Origin of the sequence: Sinorhizobium sp. FG01, assembly GCF_002531875.1 — a bacterium.
GTDB lineage: Bacteria > Pseudomonadota > Alphaproteobacteria > Rhizobiales > Rhizobiaceae > Sinorhizobium > Sinorhizobium fredii_C.
In genome coordinates this window covers 79,190-95,234 of the sequence record NZ_NWTB01000011.1, presented here as the reverse complement: position 1 = coordinate 95,234, position 16,045 = coordinate 79,190, and the positions used below count along the sequence as shown (strand labels likewise).

General features: G+C 58.2%; 19 protein-coding genes. 14 read left to right on the top strand and 5 right to left on the bottom strand.

Annotated features, from left to right (window positions below):
* The first annotated feature begins 14 nt into the window (after window positions 1-14).
* Window positions 15-854 (top strand): phytoene/squalene synthase family protein, encoded by an 840-nt coding sequence (locus tag CO656_RS19435; RefSeq protein ID WP_097526806.1) that lies wholly within the window; start codon window positions 15-17, stop codon window positions 852-854.
* 83 nt (window positions 855-937) lie between these two features.
* On the top strand, window positions 938-1,405 hold the full coding sequence (locus CO656_RS19430; RefSeq protein ID WP_097526882.1) for a hypothetical protein: 468 nt from the start codon (window positions 938-940) through the stop codon (window positions 1,403-1,405).
* A gap of 4 nt (window positions 1,406-1,409) precedes the next feature.
* Here the strand turns inward: CO656_RS19430 and trmFO are convergent, their stop codons facing one another.
* The 3 genes from trmFO to CO656_RS19415 all read right to left on the bottom strand — a co-directional run bounded on the left by trmFO (window position 1,410) and on the right by CO656_RS19415 (window position 3,621).
* Complete coding sequence (gene trmFO, locus CO656_RS19425) at window positions 1,410-2,831, bottom strand: methylenetetrahydrofolate--tRNA-(uracil(54)-C(5))-methyltransferase (FADH(2)-oxidizing) TrmFO (RefSeq protein WP_097526805.1); 1,422 nt, start codon at window positions 2,829-2,831, stop codon at window positions 1,410-1,412.
* Window positions 2,832-2,918: 87 nt separating this feature from the next.
* Window positions 2,919-3,062, bottom strand: coding sequence for a DUF1127 domain-containing protein (locus CO656_RS19420; RefSeq protein WP_014328242.1), 144 nt, complete (start codon window positions 3,060-3,062; stop codon window positions 2,919-2,921).
* Between the two features lie 415 nt (window positions 3,063-3,477).
* A complete protein-coding gene (locus tag CO656_RS19415; RefSeq protein ID WP_064506658.1) occupies window positions 3,478-3,621 on the bottom strand; it encodes a DUF1127 domain-containing protein in 144 nt (47 codons plus the stop codon).
* Window positions 3,622-3,855: 234 nt separating this feature from the next.
* Between CO656_RS19415 and CO656_RS31260 the strand changes: the two genes are divergently transcribed.
* From CO656_RS31260 to CO656_RS19380, 8 genes are all read left to right on the top strand, one after another.
* On the top strand, window positions 3,856-3,990 hold the full coding sequence (locus CO656_RS31260; RefSeq protein ID WP_272938868.1) for a hypothetical protein: 135 nt from the start codon (window positions 3,856-3,858) through the stop codon (window positions 3,988-3,990).
* Between the two features lie 692 nt (window positions 3,991-4,682).
* Window positions 4,683-5,870: a site-specific integrase gene (locus CO656_RS19405; protein WP_097526804.1), complete on the top strand. Its 1,188-nt coding sequence runs from the start codon at window positions 4,683-4,685 to the stop codon at window positions 5,868-5,870.
* Window positions 5,857-6,807, top strand: coding sequence for a hypothetical protein (locus CO656_RS19400; RefSeq protein WP_097526803.1), 951 nt, complete (start codon window positions 5,857-5,859; stop codon window positions 6,805-6,807). Before CO656_RS19405 ends, CO656_RS19400 begins: the two co-directional genes overlap by 14 nt.
* Before the next feature lie 96 nt (window positions 6,808-6,903).
* On the top strand, window positions 6,904-7,113 hold the full coding sequence (locus CO656_RS19395) for a DNA-binding protein (RefSeq protein ID WP_097526802.1): 210 nt from the start codon (window positions 6,904-6,906) through the stop codon (window positions 7,111-7,113).
* Window positions 7,113-7,340 carry a hypothetical protein gene (locus CO656_RS30270; RefSeq protein ID WP_158255689.1) on the top strand — a complete coding sequence of 76 codons (228 nt, stop codon included), beginning with the start codon at window positions 7,113-7,115 and terminating at the stop codon, window positions 7,338-7,340. Before CO656_RS19395 ends, CO656_RS30270 begins: the two co-directional genes overlap by 1 nt.
* A complete protein-coding gene (locus CO656_RS19390) occupies window positions 7,330-8,124 on the top strand; it encodes a DUF1376 domain-containing protein (RefSeq protein ID WP_158255688.1) in 795 nt (264 codons plus the stop codon). Before CO656_RS30270 ends, CO656_RS19390 begins: the two co-directional genes overlap by 11 nt.
* 330 nt (window positions 8,125-8,454) lie before the next feature.
* Window positions 8,455-9,858, top strand: a complete 1,404-nt coding sequence (locus tag CO656_RS19385) for an AAA family ATPase (RefSeq protein ID WP_245428533.1) — start codon at window positions 8,455-8,457, stop codon at window positions 9,856-9,858.
* A 38-nt stretch (window positions 9,859-9,896) separates the two neighbouring features.
* Window positions 9,897-10,415, top strand: a complete 519-nt coding sequence (locus CO656_RS19380) for a transcription termination/antitermination NusG family protein (protein ID WP_097526799.1) — start codon at window positions 9,897-9,899, stop codon at window positions 10,413-10,415.
* A gap of 123 nt (window positions 10,416-10,538) precedes the next feature.
* Here the strand turns inward: CO656_RS19380 and CO656_RS29785 are convergent, their stop codons facing one another.
* Both CO656_RS29785 and CO656_RS19365 read right to left on the bottom strand, forming a co-directional pair.
* The gene (locus tag CO656_RS29785; protein WP_103452571.1) at window positions 10,539-10,781 is read right to left on the bottom strand and encodes a hypothetical protein; all 243 of its coding nucleotides are present in this window, start codon (window positions 10,779-10,781) and stop codon (window positions 10,539-10,541) included.
* Between the two features lie 937 nt (window positions 10,782-11,718).
* The gene (locus CO656_RS19365; RefSeq protein WP_210421639.1) at window positions 11,719-11,973 is read right to left on the bottom strand and encodes a hypothetical protein; all 255 of its coding nucleotides are present in this window, start codon (window positions 11,971-11,973) and stop codon (window positions 11,719-11,721) included.
* A gap of 58 nt (window positions 11,974-12,031) precedes the next feature.
* Here CO656_RS19365 and CO656_RS19360 point away from each other — a divergent pair, with 58 nt between their 5' ends.
* From CO656_RS19360 to CO656_RS19345, 4 genes are read left to right on the top strand one after another with little or no spacing between them, the layout of a single operon-like run.
* Window positions 12,032-12,421, top strand: coding sequence for a hypothetical protein (locus CO656_RS19360; protein WP_097526795.1), 390 nt, complete (start codon window positions 12,032-12,034; stop codon window positions 12,419-12,421).
* Window positions 12,309-13,748, top strand: coding sequence for a terminase large subunit (locus CO656_RS19355; RefSeq protein WP_179864796.1), 1,440 nt, complete (start codon window positions 12,309-12,311; stop codon window positions 13,746-13,748). The genes CO656_RS19360 and CO656_RS19355 overlap by 113 nt, the downstream gene beginning before the upstream one ends.
* Window positions 13,748-15,805 (top strand): phage portal protein, encoded by a 2,058-nt coding sequence (locus tag CO656_RS19350; protein ID WP_097526794.1) that lies wholly within the window; start codon window positions 13,748-13,750, stop codon window positions 15,803-15,805. Before CO656_RS19355 ends, CO656_RS19350 begins: the two co-directional genes overlap by 1 nt.
* The gene (locus tag CO656_RS19345) at window positions 15,805-16,044 is read left to right on the top strand and encodes a hypothetical protein (RefSeq protein ID WP_097526793.1); all 240 of its coding nucleotides are present in this window, start codon (window positions 15,805-15,807) and stop codon (window positions 16,042-16,044) included. The genes CO656_RS19350 and CO656_RS19345 overlap by 1 nt, the downstream gene beginning before the upstream one ends.
* Window position 16,045: the final 1 nt, after the last annotated feature.

Sequence of the window (16,045 nt, the reverse complement as noted above, 5' to 3'; positions counted from 1 at the left end):
GAAGGAATCGCAGCGTGCAAATGCCAGATCCCCAGATACTCGCGACACTGCGGGACACCGATCGCGACCGCTATCTCGCATGCCTGCTCGCCTCGCCGGAAAAGCGGCACTCGCTTGCCTGCCTCTACGCCTTCAACGCCGAGATCGCCCGCATCCGCGACCTGGTACACGAGCCGCTTCCCGGCGAAATTCGGCTGCAATGGTGGCGTGACCTGCTGGAGAACCATTCGGGGGGCGAGGGCCACCCGCTAGCCGAGGCGCTGCTTGCCTCAATTGCCGAGCATCGTCTGCCCGTTGCCGTTCTGCAGAACATGATCGATGCGCGCATTTTCGACCTCTACGACGACCCGATGGAGGACACGACGGCGCTGGAGGGCTATGCGGGCGAAACGGCGTCCGCACTCATTCAACTGGCTTCGCTCACTCTCGACCCGGCGAACGCCGGAATGTCCGCAGAGGCTGCCGGGCACGCCGGCGTTGCGCAGACGATCGCCGGCCTTTTGTTGCTCCTGCCGGTCCATTGCCGGCGCGGCCAGGTCTATTTTCCCGCCGACCTCCTGCGGGCGACCGGTCTCGACCGGGAGATGCTGCTGGACGGGCGCGACGAGGTCGCGATCGGCAGGGCCGTTCGCGCATTCTGCGGGCTCGGCCGCGATCATCTCGCCAAGGCGCGCAAGAGTTTGGGTTCGATCTCTCCGCAGAATTTCTCGGCCTTCGTTCCCGTTGCTCTTGCCGAGCCGGTGTTCGAGCGCGCCGAGGCCGCCGGAGCCCGGATCCTGCGGTATTCGATCCAGCCGCCCCAGTGGCAACGGCAATGGCGGATGTGGCGCGCGAGCCGACGCCGGCGTTTTTGACGAATGTCCCCGTTCAAGCTGGCGCAAGCCTCGAGCGATAAGAACGGGCCTTACCTATTCCTGTCGTCCGAAGGGGACGGATGATGCTCTGGTTCATACTCATCGCTGTGGTTGCGTTCGTTGCCGCCTTTTATGCCTGGATGAACGCGCGCGCCGAGCGCGACGCCAGCAATCCCGATACCGGCTCGGCCATGGTCGAGTTTGGTCGTGCCTTTCCGGACGAGGCAATCCGCGCGCTGCATGCGACCATCGACGGCAAGGCTATTTTTCTTCGTCTGCACGACGGCAAGGCGGGATTCATCCAGTCGCACGGCACGCACTATGTATGCCATGTGATTCATCCCGGTAAGCTGCGGGTAAACAGCTCGGAAAGCGGGCAGGGGCTCATCGTCCATTTCCCGGATTTCGCTTATCTGGATAACAGCTTCGAGTTTCGGACCGCTGCAGAGGCGGCCGAGGTCTCCCTCTGGCTGCTCGGTAGCTTCAATCCGAAATCCGAATTCGCGGAGCCACCGTCCGAAAGCAAGGCGGCGGCGCAGACGATCGACTGAACGCTTATGCGGCTTCGTGATGAAGCCACTCGGCGCAGTCCTTCAGCGCTCGTGCCGCAGTCGCGTGCTTCTTGGCCAGTGCCTTTTCCTTGCCGCGGAAGCGTTTGGCACCTTCGGGCCGCAAAAGCGCACCCGGCTCCAGCGGCGGAAACAGGCCGAAATTGATGTTCATCGGCTGGAACGAGCGCTTGCCCGGCTCGTCTTCGGAAACGATGTGCCCGCCGGTAATGTGATTGAGGAGCGCGCCAAAGGCCGTCGTGTCCGGCGGCAGCGACAGCGCTTCGTCCTTGCGCTCGGTAGCGGCGAACCGTCCGGCGAGAAGCCCGATGCTGGCGCTTTCTACATAGCCCTCACAGCCGGTGATCTGGCCGGCAAAGCGCAGGCCGGGACGGGATTTCAGCGTCAGCGAACGGTCGAGCAGGACCGGCGAGTTGATGTAGGTGTTGCGGTGCAAGCCGCCGAGCCTTGCGAATTCGGCGTTCTCCAGGCCCGGAATCATCCGGAACACCTCCGTCTGGGCGCCGTATTTCAGTTTGGTCTGGAAGCCCACCATGTTGTAGAGCGTGCCCAGCGCATTGTCCTGGCGCAGCTGCACGACGGCGTAGGGCTTGACCGAGGGATTGTGGGTATTGGTGAGCCCCATGGGCTTCATCGGGCCGTGGCGAAGGGTCTCACGGCCGCGTTCCGCCATCACCTCGATCGGCAGGCAGCCGTCGAAATAGGGCGTGCCTTCCCATTCCTTGAAGCCGGTCTTGTCGCTGGCGATCAGCGCATCGGCGAAGGCGTTGTACTCAGCCTCGGTCATCGGGCAGTTGATATAGTCCTTGCCCGTGCCGCCGGGGCCGACCTTGTCGTAGCGCGACTGGTGCCAGCAAATATCCATGTCGATGGTCTCGGTGTAGACGATCGGCGCTATGGCATCGAAGAAGGCAAGCGCGTCGGCGCCGGTTTCGCGGCGGATCGCCTCGGCGAGGCCGGGAGCGGTGAGCGGACCGGTGGCGACGATCGCAAGGTCCCATTCCCTCGGCGGCAGATCGCTGATTTCCTCGCGAACCACCGAGATCAGCGGGTGGCTGTGGATATGGTCACTGACGGCCCGAGAGAAGCCCTCCCGGTCGACAGCAAGTGCGCCGCCGGCCGGCACCTGGTTGCGATCGGCAGCCTGCATGATCAGCGAGCCGGCGAGGCGCATCTCCGCGTGCAGCACGCCAACCGCATTGCTCGTCGCATCGTCGGAACGGAAGGAATTGGAGCAGACGAGTTCGGCGAGGCCGTCGGTCTTGTGAGCCTCCGTGCCGCGCACGCCGCGCATCTCGTGCAGAATGACCGGCACGCCGGCCTCGGCGATCTGCCAGGCGGCTTCCGAGCCGGCAAGCCCTCCGCCGATGACATGAATGGGCGAATAAGGAGAGGTGGTCCTGTTCATGCGCGGCTTCCTAGCATAGCCCTTCCGCGCTTCCAACAAAAACGGCGCCCGCGGGCGCCGTCTTTCAAGTTTCAGGCTTCGTTCCGATTAACGGAAGGAGCGGGCCGCAATGTTGCGGATGTCGTAGCGGGTGATGCCGATATCGCTCAGGGCGTGGTTCGACAGGCCGCCGAGTTCGGCGACAGTGCGGCGGTAGTTGATCCAGCTCTTTGCAAGACGAATGGGGTTCATGGTCGTTTCCTCAGATCGATTGGGCGCGACAGTGATTTGTCTGCGTCGTTGAGGTTCTTATACGCTTGTCCAATTGGCAGGTGGAGTGCAAAGAAAATGCATCTGCTATGCATTTGTGCACTGCGTCGATGATTTGCTGTGCATGGAAAGGGCGGAGCCCGAAAATGCAGCACGCGGCTACTCCCATCGCGCCAGCGGTAGCGCGTTGTTTTGCCGCGGTTTTCGCGGACAGTGTCGACGCGCGGGCTGGCTCACCAAGGCTCCCATGGCAGCAATTATGCGACGCGAAATGGTGCACCGAACGGACGGACTAAACCGCCTCTACCGAAAGCCCGGTGTCATGCACCGATCAGGCAACGAAAAACGCCCTCCGGCAAGGCCGGAGGGCGTTACGAAAACAGCAGCAGTCTGTGACTTACTTGACAGCCTTGCGAGCAACGTAGGGGATGTCGGCGCGGCCGATGCCGAGGTCGTTCAGCTCACGGTCGCTCATGCGGCCGAGCTCGTTGCAGGTCTGACGATACTTGCGCCAATTGTTGAAAGAACGTGCGAGGTTCATGATCCTATTCCTTTCAGGGTCGTTCGCCAGCGCTCTATCTCTCTTGCTGGCCATCATCTTATGGGCAGGAATATAATCGATTTGTGCTCGGAAAACAGAGACGATGCTGCATCGCACCCATGCAGCTTTTGCAATCCTCTGTCGGCCGTTAATCCAGTCTTAATTTATGGTGCTGTCGAGTGTGCCTGGAATCGCCTCAGGTGGGGAGGCGAAGCTCGAAAGGCTGCTCGAACCATGCAAAAACAACGCCCGCTGGGGGAGGAGATCCAGCGGGCGTTGCCTGTTCTGATTGGCAACTGGGAGGAGGAGGTTGCCAATCCGTATCGGGAGCGCTGGGAGGAGGAGTGCGCTGCCCGATCGATGATCTGAAGATAGGCGTGAACCCCTAATTTGTATAGGGACACTGCGGAATGGCACATATGCGCGCGATGCATGGCTGCGACAGCCGCTTGGCGGAAATGCTTCAATTTCGTGCAAACACGCTCAGATTAACTTCACAAGCGTGATGGATCTTCTCGCAGGTGCGAAGAACAAAAAACGCCCGCCGGGGGAGGAGGTCCGGCAGGCGTTCTAAAGTCGATTGGCAACCGGGAGGAGGAGGAGTGTTGCCAATCCTATCGAAACAGCGTTGGGAGGAGGAGTACGCTGCTTCGAATTCCGTCGAGCTTCGGCTCGGGTCGTTCCGGAAGTCCGGGCGGGAGACCAACCGCGGGCGGCTTTGGTTCGTCACCACCGGCCTTTTCATGTCTTCAACATAGCGCAGCTGGGAGCATTTTGTGCAGTGCAATATCGGTATGGAAGATGTGCATCCTGCGCAAATCGTCCATTGCGGTCGAATTGATCGGGCCGGTGGCGGGGGTGCTACGGTCGTTGTGCTGGTGGGGATGTCACGTTGGTGCCCGGTGAGGGCAATGAAAATCCATATCTTGTAGTATCAGCCGATATCAATTTCGATGCACCCTCTTGAAGCGAAAGGAGGTTCGTGTTTCGTTCGTCCTCAACATCTATCACCGTAATCCATGCCATCGCAGGGAGGAAGGTGGATACAGAGGTGGGTACGAATGGGGCATGGACAGAACAAGTTGACCGCTATCGCCGTGAAGAACGCAGGAGCGGGGAAGTATTCTGATGGTGGCGGATTGTGGCTGCACAAACGAAAGGATGGTGGCTCGCAATGGTTCTTGCGTGTCACCATTCACGGCCGGCGCCGTGAGATGGGCCTGGGATCTGCTGTCGATGTGTCCTTGAAAGAAGCACGTGAGGCCGCGGAGCAGTGGCGTAAGGTAGCTCGTTCAAACGTCGATCCGATCAAGGAGCGAGAACGCCTCCGGCGCGAAGCAGCTCGAAATCTCCATCTGCTCGAGGACGTCGCTAAAGACGCATTCGAGAGCCGCAAGGCGGAGCTCAAAGGCGACGGCGTTGCTGGCCGTTGGTTCAGCCCACTCGAAGGCCACATATTGCCGAAGTTGGGCAAGATGCCCGTCTCCGATATAGACCAAAAGGACATCCGGGATACTCTCGTACCCATCTGGCATAAAAAGGCGGAGACGGCACGAAAGGCCCTTAACAGGCTGGCAATTTGCATGCGGCATGCTGCAGCCCTCGGACTCGAGGTGGATCTGCAGGCGACGGAAAAGGCGCGGGCGCTACTCGGGAAGCAACGCCACACGGCGACCAACATTCCCGCGCTTTCATGGCGTGAAGTGCCGTCGTTTTATGCCTCGCTGAACGACGGGACAGTTACGCATCTTGCGCTCCGCCTTCTAATTCTGACGGGCGTTCGCTCAATGCCGCTCCGGCACCTTCGCGAGGAACAGATAAAGGATGGGATTTGGACGATTCCGGCCGAGAAGATGAAAGGAAGGAAAGACGCAACATCCGAGTTTCGTGTACCTCTCTCCACAGAGGCTCAGAAGGTAATCGGGCAAGCGCGTCGACATGCCAGAGAAGGTTTTTTGTTCCCGAGCGTGAAAAAAGGGGTGATCTCCGACGCTACCATGTCGAGGCTGATGGAGCGCGCCGAAATGGAGGCGCGCCCACACGGCTTTCGATCGAGCCTCCGAGATTGGATTGCTGAGACAACCGAAACCTCCCACGACATTGCGGAGACCGTCCTTGGGCATACCGTTGGCGGTATCGTGGAACGGGCGTATCGGCGCACAGATTTTATTGAGCAGCGTCGCACGCTGATGGAAGGCTGGGCGCGGTTTGTTTCGAAAGGCAATGAGGTAGAAAATGATCGCGGTTGATGGCTATGAACCTTTGCACCGTTTTTATACAGTCGCGAAAAATATTATAAATGAGAAGTTAAGAATCAAAGCAAAAGAGTATCGTGAGGCTATAAATTCTGGCATTGAGACCACATACATCGTTCATAATACGAAGATCGCCGCTAAGTTCGTTGTGTATGATCTTTTTTCTGAGGAAGGAAGAAGTAGTATCCAAATTCTCTGCTCGAATGGCTCAAAGGTTAACTTGGGCTTTGAGTTATTCTACCCTAGAGAGAGGGTAAGTCGCGAAAGTTCCATGTTTTCTGACGCGAGGTTAGAACAGCAAAATCTCGGAGTATTCAAACGGCACGAGTACATATTTGGCCTTCAGTCACTCGATGCGCCTTATTGGCATGATTCGTTCCTGCGTAGCAAAGTATTCGTTGGAGGATCCGGAGGCAGGTTGTTGCCGGCCGCTTCTGGCGCCATTGACACAATCCCGGTTATCAACTGGCATGTTGGAAGCGTCGATGTTGGTAAGCTAAGAATTCTGGTTAACTCTCTGGATATGTTGAAGGAGGCATACACAGCATTAAAGGGCATCAATGTAGGTGGGGATTCCAAGGCGATAGAAGCTCTTATAGAAGACGAGGTATACACTGAAAGACCGCGCGCCTTGTTGAACATGCTCAGCCCCTATGATGGGTGCCCCGTTGTTGCGCCTGCCGAATGGATGAAAAAGTTCCGAGGGGCGGAATCGGAGGAGCAAACTCAGCTGGGGCGGATGTTCTCAGGGCAATCACCAAGAGACTGTATTTTGGAGCTCTGGCGAGAGGACCCATTCTTGACGAAGGCTGAGTTCAAGTCACGGCTTTTCCCGGAAATGTCCATCAGACAGTTTGAATTGCATTGGAAGCAAGCCTCCGAGATCAATCCCGAAATAACGAAGCCAGGCAGGCGCGGCGGGAAATCCTAACACCGTATCGAAACGGTTTTTAAATCCTGCAGGCTATTTGCTCTCCGATCGTTCCATCATGATTCAGCCCGTATCAACGACATACGAGGCTGAAAAATGGAACTCACAGACCCCCTACTCACAGCCCGCGAGGGCGCAAAAGTTCTCCAGGTAAGCATCCCGACGTTTTGGCGCCGTGTCGCCGACGGCACGGTCCCGCAGCCGGTTAAGATCGGGGCTCTATCGCGCTGGCCACGATCGGAGATCGTTGCGGTAATTGAACAGGCAAAAGCTGCTCGATCGCAACCGGCGAGGGCTCTTCGCTAATGGCTACGTTCGAAGAGCAGATGGCGGCTTGGGAAGAATACCGCCAAGCAAAGATAAAGGCTGACCAGAGCGGGGATTTTCTCGACGCACGAACTGCCGCCGACGCCTGGGTGTCATTTCTGAACGTCTACCTTGATGACGACCATAAGCTGCCAGCGCATCGCGGCACGAGCGGAAACGTCGCGCTGTTCCCCGTCCACAAGACGAGGGCCGCCGATGTCCGATGAAGCAACAGACGTGCGGTGCTTGCCATATATGCCGCTGCAGATCGAGAGGCTTCGGAAGTCAAAGGCGTGGCTTCGATGCAAGCGTAAGCCAGAGCTGGCGTTCTACATGATGAACCTGTGGATGCGGGCGTGGCACGAGGTTCCGGCTGGAAGCATCGAAGACGACGATGACGTGCTAGCCGATGCTGCCATGGCATCCCCGCATGAATGGGAGAGCCTCAAGGGGGAGATCCTTCACGGCTGGGAGCGCCGCGACGGTCGGATCTGGCACAGTGCTGTAACAGACATTGCGACAGATGGAGCGGCGAAGCTAAGGAAGAACAAGAACCGCACAAGCGCGGCTAGACAAGCCTTAGCAGAGGTTCGTTCTACGCCAGTGACAGACCCTGTAACAGAGACTGTACCAACCACTGTAGCAAAGCCAGTGACAAAGACTGTTACAGGTCCCGAAGGGAAGGGAAGGGAAGGGAAGAGAATAGAAATAATATCATCATCTAACGATGATGATGCTTCCGACGTCGCCGAATATGCTTTTGAAGCCAAGACAATCCGTCTTTTGGAAAAGGATCTGGCGAACTGGAGGAAGGCGTTTCCGCATATCTCAGTCGAGGCGGAACTGTGGTCGTTGGACGAATGGGCCGGCAAGAAAGGTAGCCAGTGGTTCACCGCTGTCAGTGGGGCCTTGGCGAAAAAGGAACGAGACGCGGTCGCGCGCGTCAATGCTGCCCAGGCTGCTAGAGCGGCAGGAGGCGAAGTGCGGCGGCGCTCCGATCCCAGGATATGAATACGGCCGAATCCATTCTCTCCGCGCATGGAATACGGCTTAGGCGCGTAGCTGGCGGAAATCAGAAAACAACTTGCCCTAAATGCTCTCCGACCAGGAAAAACAAGCGCGAACCATGCTTGTCCGTTCGGATAGACGCGAAGGGCGTCCAGTTCAATTGCCACCATTGCGGCTTCCACGGAGGCGACTTCTACGATGAATCAACTAGGCCCTTCGGGGGTTCAGGCATTTCGAAATCGAATGATCGATCCGGCCGTGGCCGAACATTCAGGAGTTTATACGGCTAGCACCGAACGGCAGCCGAATGGTGCGACCGCTATCGTGCCGGCCATGAATGGCAACATCATCGTCTTCCCATTCATTGATGGCGGAAAGGCTGTCGGTGAGAAGTACCGAGCACCAGGCAAAAAGTTTTGGCAGCGAGCCGGTGGCCGGAAAACGTTCTGGAATGCTGACTGCATGGACGATCCGGCGCTGGAGGCCGGAACAAAGGCACTTATCATCACCGAGGGCGAAATAGACGCCTTGACGGCGATCGACTGCGGTTTCCACACGTCAGTTAGCGTTCCGGACGGTGCACTGCCCGTTCGTGATGGGGAAGATCCAGAGCAACTGGACGATAGCAACCCTGATGAGGATGCGATCGGCAAGTTCCAATTCTGCTTCAACAACAGGGACCGGCTTAAGAGGATACAGCGGTTCATCCTGGCGCTTGATAACGATGCCCCGGGCCAGCGGCTTAGGGCAGAGCTGCTGAGGCGTTTGGGCGCGGCGCGATGCTCTTTCGTCACATATCCGGATGGATGCAAGGATCTGAATGACGTTCGGATGAAGCATGGCCCCGATGAGGTCGCCCGGGTTCTGATGGACGCAAAGCCCTATCCTGTGAAGGGCGTTTACCAGCTCTCCGACTATCCGGAAGTTGATGAGCCGCGCACGTACTCAACGGGATGGCCTGAGCTTGACGAATACCTGCGCCTTTGGCTTGGCGAGTTGCTGGTCGTTACAGGCATCCCCGGGCATGGGAAATCGACCTGGACCATGAACATGTGCGTCAACTTGGCGCGAAATTACGGTTTCACGATAGCCGTCGCATCGTTTGAGATCCCTACCGTACCGGCGCTGAGGTTCAAACTTCGGCTTTCTGCGTCGGGGTTATCCGCGGCAAATTGGAACCGGGAAATAGTCTCGCGGGCCGATCGGTTCATTCAAGATCACTTCGTCTTCATCGATGCTGACCCCACGGGCGAGATGGATGAAGACATGACGCTTGAGTGGCTACTGGAGAGGGCGTCGGATGCTGTCATAAGGCACGGGATAAAGGTGCTCGTCATAGATCCTTGGAACGAGGTTGAACACTCCCGGCCGAAAAGTGAAAGCGAAACGCAGTACGTCAACCGCGCGCTGCGGCAGATACGGCGATTTGCTTTGCGGCATCATGTTCTAGCGATTGTCGTTGCGCACCCAACAAAAGACGTTGGCAGGGGCGGCGAAGCAAGAACACCGACACTCTACGACATCGAGGGAAGCGCGGCCTGGTACAACAAGCCGGATCACGGCGTGGTCATCGACGTGCCAGACCCAAGCCTCAACGAAACGGTAGTTCTGGTGAAGAAGGCTCGTTTCTCTTGGTCTGGAAAGAAAGGTGAGACGGCCCTCGAATATTTACCCGAGATCGAGGGCTATCGATCGCCAAGGTCGAGGGACACCGTTCGAAGCGGCAGAACAGCGTAATGGATTCTTCTACGTCATCATCAACAGGAGCTTTACCCATGATGCAATCTGGTGAGTGGTTCGTCGTAAGAACGCGGGCAGGGCTGCAGCAGAAGGCTGTTCAGGAAATGCAGGAAATAGGCCTCGATGTTTTCTGCCCGACGATGCGCCGCGAAATCCGGCACCATCAATCCAAGAAATGGATCATGAAGGAGTTGCCGTTGTTCACGGGCTACTGCTTCGCCCGCCTCGAGCCCCGCGACTTCGCTACGCTGCGGGACGTCCGCAATGCCGTTGCGGTCCTCGGCGACGCCAGCGGCAATCCTGTGCCGGTCGCCTGGTCGGTCATTGAGAGGATCAAGGATGCTCAGGAGCGAGGCGACTTCGACAAACTCCGGCCGCCGGTCCGCCGACTCAAGCCTGGTGACAGCGTGCACGTCAAGGATGGGCCGCTCGCAGGTCATTACGGGGCAGTAACGAATGTGGTAGGGCGGCGCGCAATCAAAGCTGTTGTTGAGATGTTCGGATCTCTGCGCGAGGTGGAAATCGGGCTTGAAAGTATCAGGCGAGTAGCCTAGGTTATCGGCAGCGAGTTGCAGCCTGTTCTGCTGGGCGCCATCGAGTGACCCACGAGGCTCAGGGGAGGTTTCGCGCTCCCCGCCTCAGGGTTACTTTGCCAAAATTCTACTAGGCCGTTGGTGTTAGCCAGAGTACGCAAAATAAGCGGACTCGCCGTAGTCAAAGATATCAACCCTTTTGCGATGAACCTTGACCTTGAAGCTTGCTCCGCTGCCGTAGTCGTGTCCGCGATAGGAGCCATTGCCATTCGCCCGGAGCATGACCGCCGAGCCTTCGCCGTAGTGAAAGAGCCTAGCCAAGTTCCCGCGGATGCTGGAACCAGTGCTATGATCAAAGGCCGCTACGGTCTGTCCGTTGATTTTCACTGAAATGCTCCGGTGACCTGCCCCAGAGTGGTCATATATCGAAGATACCGGACGACCTGTTGCGTGGCTAAGCGCTATAGCTGCTATGGATGCGCGCACATGAGGCTTCACAAGCGGTCTCCCGGTTATACCAGGACCAGCGAAGTAACAGGGAAGTCACCCCGGTCCTTTTTCCAAGGCCCTCTGTCCTGAACGAACCAATCACACCACGCATGGATGGGCCCACCATCGTATGCCGGCTCAACAGACGAGACAGTCATTTGCGGGCCGCCCGACTTCAGCATAACAATGTCGCCAACCTTAATCTGTTGCGTCACTTTTTGCTCCTTCGACTCAATCGAATACCACGCTCAGATTTTGGCTTGCCGCTGTCAAGCGGGTCGCCCTTCACGAGGCACTTCATGGAAAGCATGGCTGAGGTCCGGCCAGCCAATCTTTCTTAGGTCAGTGGTTGTCGAAAGTATTGTGCGGCGTACCGAGAGCCACGGCGCAATACACTTCGAGGATGGCTTGCCTCACGGGATCTGGCTCCAGGACGTACCTGAAGTCCATCGTAGTGATCCTCTCCTTCGCGGATTGGAAATGCAATCTGAACTCTGGATCCGCCATCTTCGATGCGCGACTGTCCCTGTGTCCTGCAGCGTAACTCACGGCGAGACGGTCGCTTGAAAGGCATGCAAGACGGTACGCAAATGGCGCGACGCCATCACCTGAGCTCTTTCGTCGATGTGCGTAGAAGCGGCTCACAATGTTGTTTGAACGACCGACATATAGGTGTGTGTCGTCCTCGGACATCAGATAGACACCCGCAAGCTTATGCGACCGGCTTTGCTCGAGTGGGAATCGCGCCCCTCGGATCGGCGGCATAGCCATTAGCCGCTCAAAAGAGGGAACGAGCGAGTGTACTGTTTCCCGGAAAGATTCGTGCACGCCTAATTCACTCCGTGCCGCGGATGCGCGCTTCCAGCATCGCGATGGATCTGGAGTAATTCTCGATGAGCCGAAGATGCATCTCCACCTGCTCCTGAATTACCTCATCATCTGAGCGCTGATCATCAGGAGCTCTGGAGACCCACCGGTATTCTTTGAGGAATTCGATCATTTCTTCAGCGTACTTGACATTAACAGCATAGTAATCGCGCATCTGCTCGAGTTCTTTTCGATTCACTTTCTTCCTCCAACGGTAGCCCATTCCCACACCGGACGCGGTGCCGGAAGTTCGCCCAAGCATACGCAAAAGGCAAGTTGGCATGACAGACGAGACCCGAAATAACGGGGAGAAAACGCGGACGCCGACGCCCCCGGTTGAGCACCAATTCAAACCAGGCAACCCCGGCCGGCCGAAGGGCTCGCGCAACAAGCTCGGCGAAGCGTTCCTCGAAGCGATGCACGCTGACTTCGAGGAGTACGGCGTTAAGGCTATCGCAAAGGTCAGAGATGAGAAGCCCGACCAATACCTCAAGGTCATTGCCTCGATCCTCCCGAAGGATCTGAACGTCAACATCAACAGCACGGATGATTTAACGGATGAGCAGCTTATCGAGCGCATCCGGCAACTCGATTCCGCAATCCGGCCTTTCCTCGATGCTCAAGGAGCAAGCGGCTCTGTTGGCGGAACTGGACCGGAGACGACGCACTAACCTGCTGAGCGGGTACAAGCCTTACTCGAAGCAGAAGGAATTCCATGCGGCCGGCAATGGCTACCGCGAGCGGCTGTTTATGGCGGGTAACCAGCTCGGCAAGACGCTTGCTGGTGCTGCTGAGGCGGCGATGCATCTCACCGGCAAATATCCGGACTGGTGGGAAGGCAAGCGCTACAGCAAGCCGATCGTCGCAATCGCCGGCTCTGAATCGTACGAGCTGACCAGGGACGGCGTTCAGCGCCTTCTCGTTGGCCCTCCGATGACCGAGGAGGAATGGGGCACTGGGTATCTACCGAAGGCCGATATTATCTCCCACACCCGCCGTTCTGGCGTGTCTGGCGCATTGGATAGCATCACGGTTCGGCATGTCTCGGGCGGAACGTCAACGCTGCTCTTTAAGGCATACGAGCAGGGTCGCGGTAAGTGGCAGGCAAATACGGTTGATTACATCTGGTTCGACGAAGAGCCGCCAGAAGATGTGTATTTCGAAGGCATCACGCGAACCAACGCAACGCAGGGACTGATTGCCGTCACGTTCACGCCTCTCAAGGGCATGAGCACGGTTGTCGCTCGGTACATCCTCGAAAAGTCGCCGGATCGTGAAGTGATCACGATGACGATCGAGGACGCTGAGCATTACACGGCCGAAGAACGGCAGAAGATCATTGATTCATACCCGGCCCATGAGCGGGAAGCGAGAACGAAGGGCGTTCCGTCGCTCGGCTCGGGCCGGATCTTCCCGATTGCGGAAGAGAGCATAACGGTCGCGCCGTTCGAAATCCCGAAGCATTGGGTTCAGATCGGGGGCTTGGATTTCGGGTGGGATCACCCGTTCGGGGCTGCCGGCTGCGCCTGGGATCGGGATGCCGACGTGTTCTATGTCACGAAGGTCTATCGCGAGCGCGAGGCAACGCCGATCATTCACGCTGCTGCTCTCAAGCCCTGGGGCGCCTGGCTGCCGTGGTCATGGCCTCACGACGGCTTGCAGCACGACAAGGGGTCGGGCGAGCAACTGGCAACGCAATACCGGGCGCAAGGCCTGAACATGCTTCACGAGCGCGCCACCTTCGACGATGGGACAAACGGCGTCGAGGCTGGCCTGTCCGACATGCTCCAGCGCATGCAGACGGGCCGCTGGAAGATTTTCTCGACCTGCGGCGAGTGGTTCGAGGAATTCCGGCTCTATCACCGGAAAGACGGCAAGGTCGTGAAAGAGCGCGACGACGTGATTTCAGCGTCTCGGTACGCGCTGATGATGAAGCGGTTCGCCAAGGTGAAGGCCGACGCCGCAGCCTGGAAATTCCAAGATCGGAAGGTTGTTTAATGGCCGCGATGTCGAAACAGCAGATTGCTGCCCAGGTCTCGCAGCTCGTGAAGGACTGCGAGAACTATCGGGACGAGCTTTCCGTCGATCGCATCAAGGCGATGGAATACTACGACGGGACGATGAAGGACACCCCGGCCGATCCGAACCGGTCGAAGGTGGTTTCCCGTGATGTGCGCTCTGCGATCAAGAAGGTTCTGCCTTCTCTCGTCCGTACGATCCTCGGCAATGATAAGGTCGTCGAATACGAGCCGATGAATGAGGGCGACGAGGCGAGCGCAGAGCAGGCGACCGACTACATCAACTACGTCGTGTTTCCCGAGAGCGATGGCTATGATGCGGTCCAGGATGCCGCGCATGACGCGCTGAAGCTGCGCAATGGCATCATTCGCTGGTGGTACGAGAAGAAGCGCTCGACCAGCGTATCGTCGCACACGGGCCTTGATGAGGCGGCGCTCGTGCAGCTCGTCGCCGACGACGATGTCGAGGTGCTGGAGCAGGAAGCCTATCAGGAGCAGATCCAGACGGCTCAAGGCATGGTGCCGGTCACGCTCTACAACGTCAAGATCAGGCGCACGAAGGAATATGGTTGCTCGAAGTTGGCCGGAGTGCCGCTTGAGGAATTCCTGATCCATCCCGACGCCATCTCGATCGAGGACAGCCCGATAACGGGCATGAAGACGCAGTTGCGCCGCTCCGATCTGGTCGCGATGGGCTATGAACGCGAGAGGGTCTATGCCTTCGCTGCCTCTGGCTCCGATATCGAGGAGGAAGAGGAAGAATTCACCCGGCGCCGGGATGCGTTCGACGAGAACGATTCCATCGTCAAGGCGCTGCAGGAGGTCGATTACTACGAGCTTTATGTGAAGCTCGACGCCGACGACGACGGCATAGCGGAACTGCGCCGCATGTGCTTTGCCGGCGGCCTGGCGGAAACCAATCTGCTCGTCGACGAGGAAACCGACGAGGTCCCGTTCGCCGATCTGATCGTCGAGCGCCGGCCGCATCAGCGCGAAGGCAATTCCGTCACCGACGACATGGCGGAAATCCAGCGCGTCAAGACGGTGCTGATGCGCCAGACGCTGGATAACCTGTACTGGCAGAACAATCAGCAGCCTATCGTGCAGGAAGGCGTCATCCAGAACCCGGAAAGCGTGCTCAATCCAAAATTCGGCCAGCCGATCCGGGTAGCGCAGGGGACGGACGCCCGCGCCGCCGTTGGCTATAACATCGTCCCGTTCGTCGCCGAAAAGTCCTTCGCGATGCTCTCCTATCTTGACCAGGAAGCAACCGACCGGACAGGCATTTCCGACGCCTCGAGCGGCATGGCGCCGGATGCGCTGCAGAACATGACCGCCAAGGCCTCGGCGATGATCGAGGCGGCAGGCGTCGGCCAGACGGAGCTGATGGTGCGCACGTTCGCACAGGGCCTCAAGCGCGTGTTTCAGGGCCTCCTGCGGCTGGTGATCAAGCATCAGGACAAGCCGCGCACGGTGCGCCTCAGAAATCAGTGGGTGACGTTCGATCCGCGGCAGTGGAACGCGGACATGGATGCGACCGTAAACACCGGCCTCGGGGCGGGGACACGCGAGCGCGATATGATGATGATGCAGGTGGTCGGTGCACAGCAGGAGAAGCTGCTTGCCGCTTATGGCCCGGTCGATAATCCGTATGTCTCGGCCGAGAACATCTGGAATTCGGTCTCTCGTGGTGTCGAGGCGGCCGGTCTTAGAACTCCGAATCTCTATTTCACCAAGCCGACGGCCGAGCAAATCAAGCAGATGTCGCAGGCGCAGGCGAACAAGCCCGATCCTGAAATGCAGAAGGTGCAAATCAAGGCCCAGGCCGACATGGAGAAGGCCAAGCTGGACGCTGAGCTTGAACGGCAGAAGATCCAGATGGAAGGCGCGCTCGAAACCAAGCGGATCGAGCAGGAAATGGCGCTGAAGCGCTACCAGATCGAGCAGGAAATCCAGCTCAAGCGGCAGACGAGCGCCATGCAGATGCTGACGCGTGATCCAGTCGCAAACGTGAATATTGGCGGGGATCCGGGTTGATGAGTCCTGCAGACAAGACCGCCGCGGCCCGCGTGCTGCTCGATATGCCGCTCTTCCATCTGCTGATGGATGAACTGGAGACGGCGGCCGTCAACGGCTGCGTTCATGCGCAGATCACCGATCATGAGACCCGCGCCGCCTTTGCGGCCGAAGTGCGGGCAATCCGAAATTTCCGCGGCAAGCTCAAGTTCCTCTCTGAGGGGCAAGCCAATGCTGACGGGAAGGAAGCCCCGGCATAGG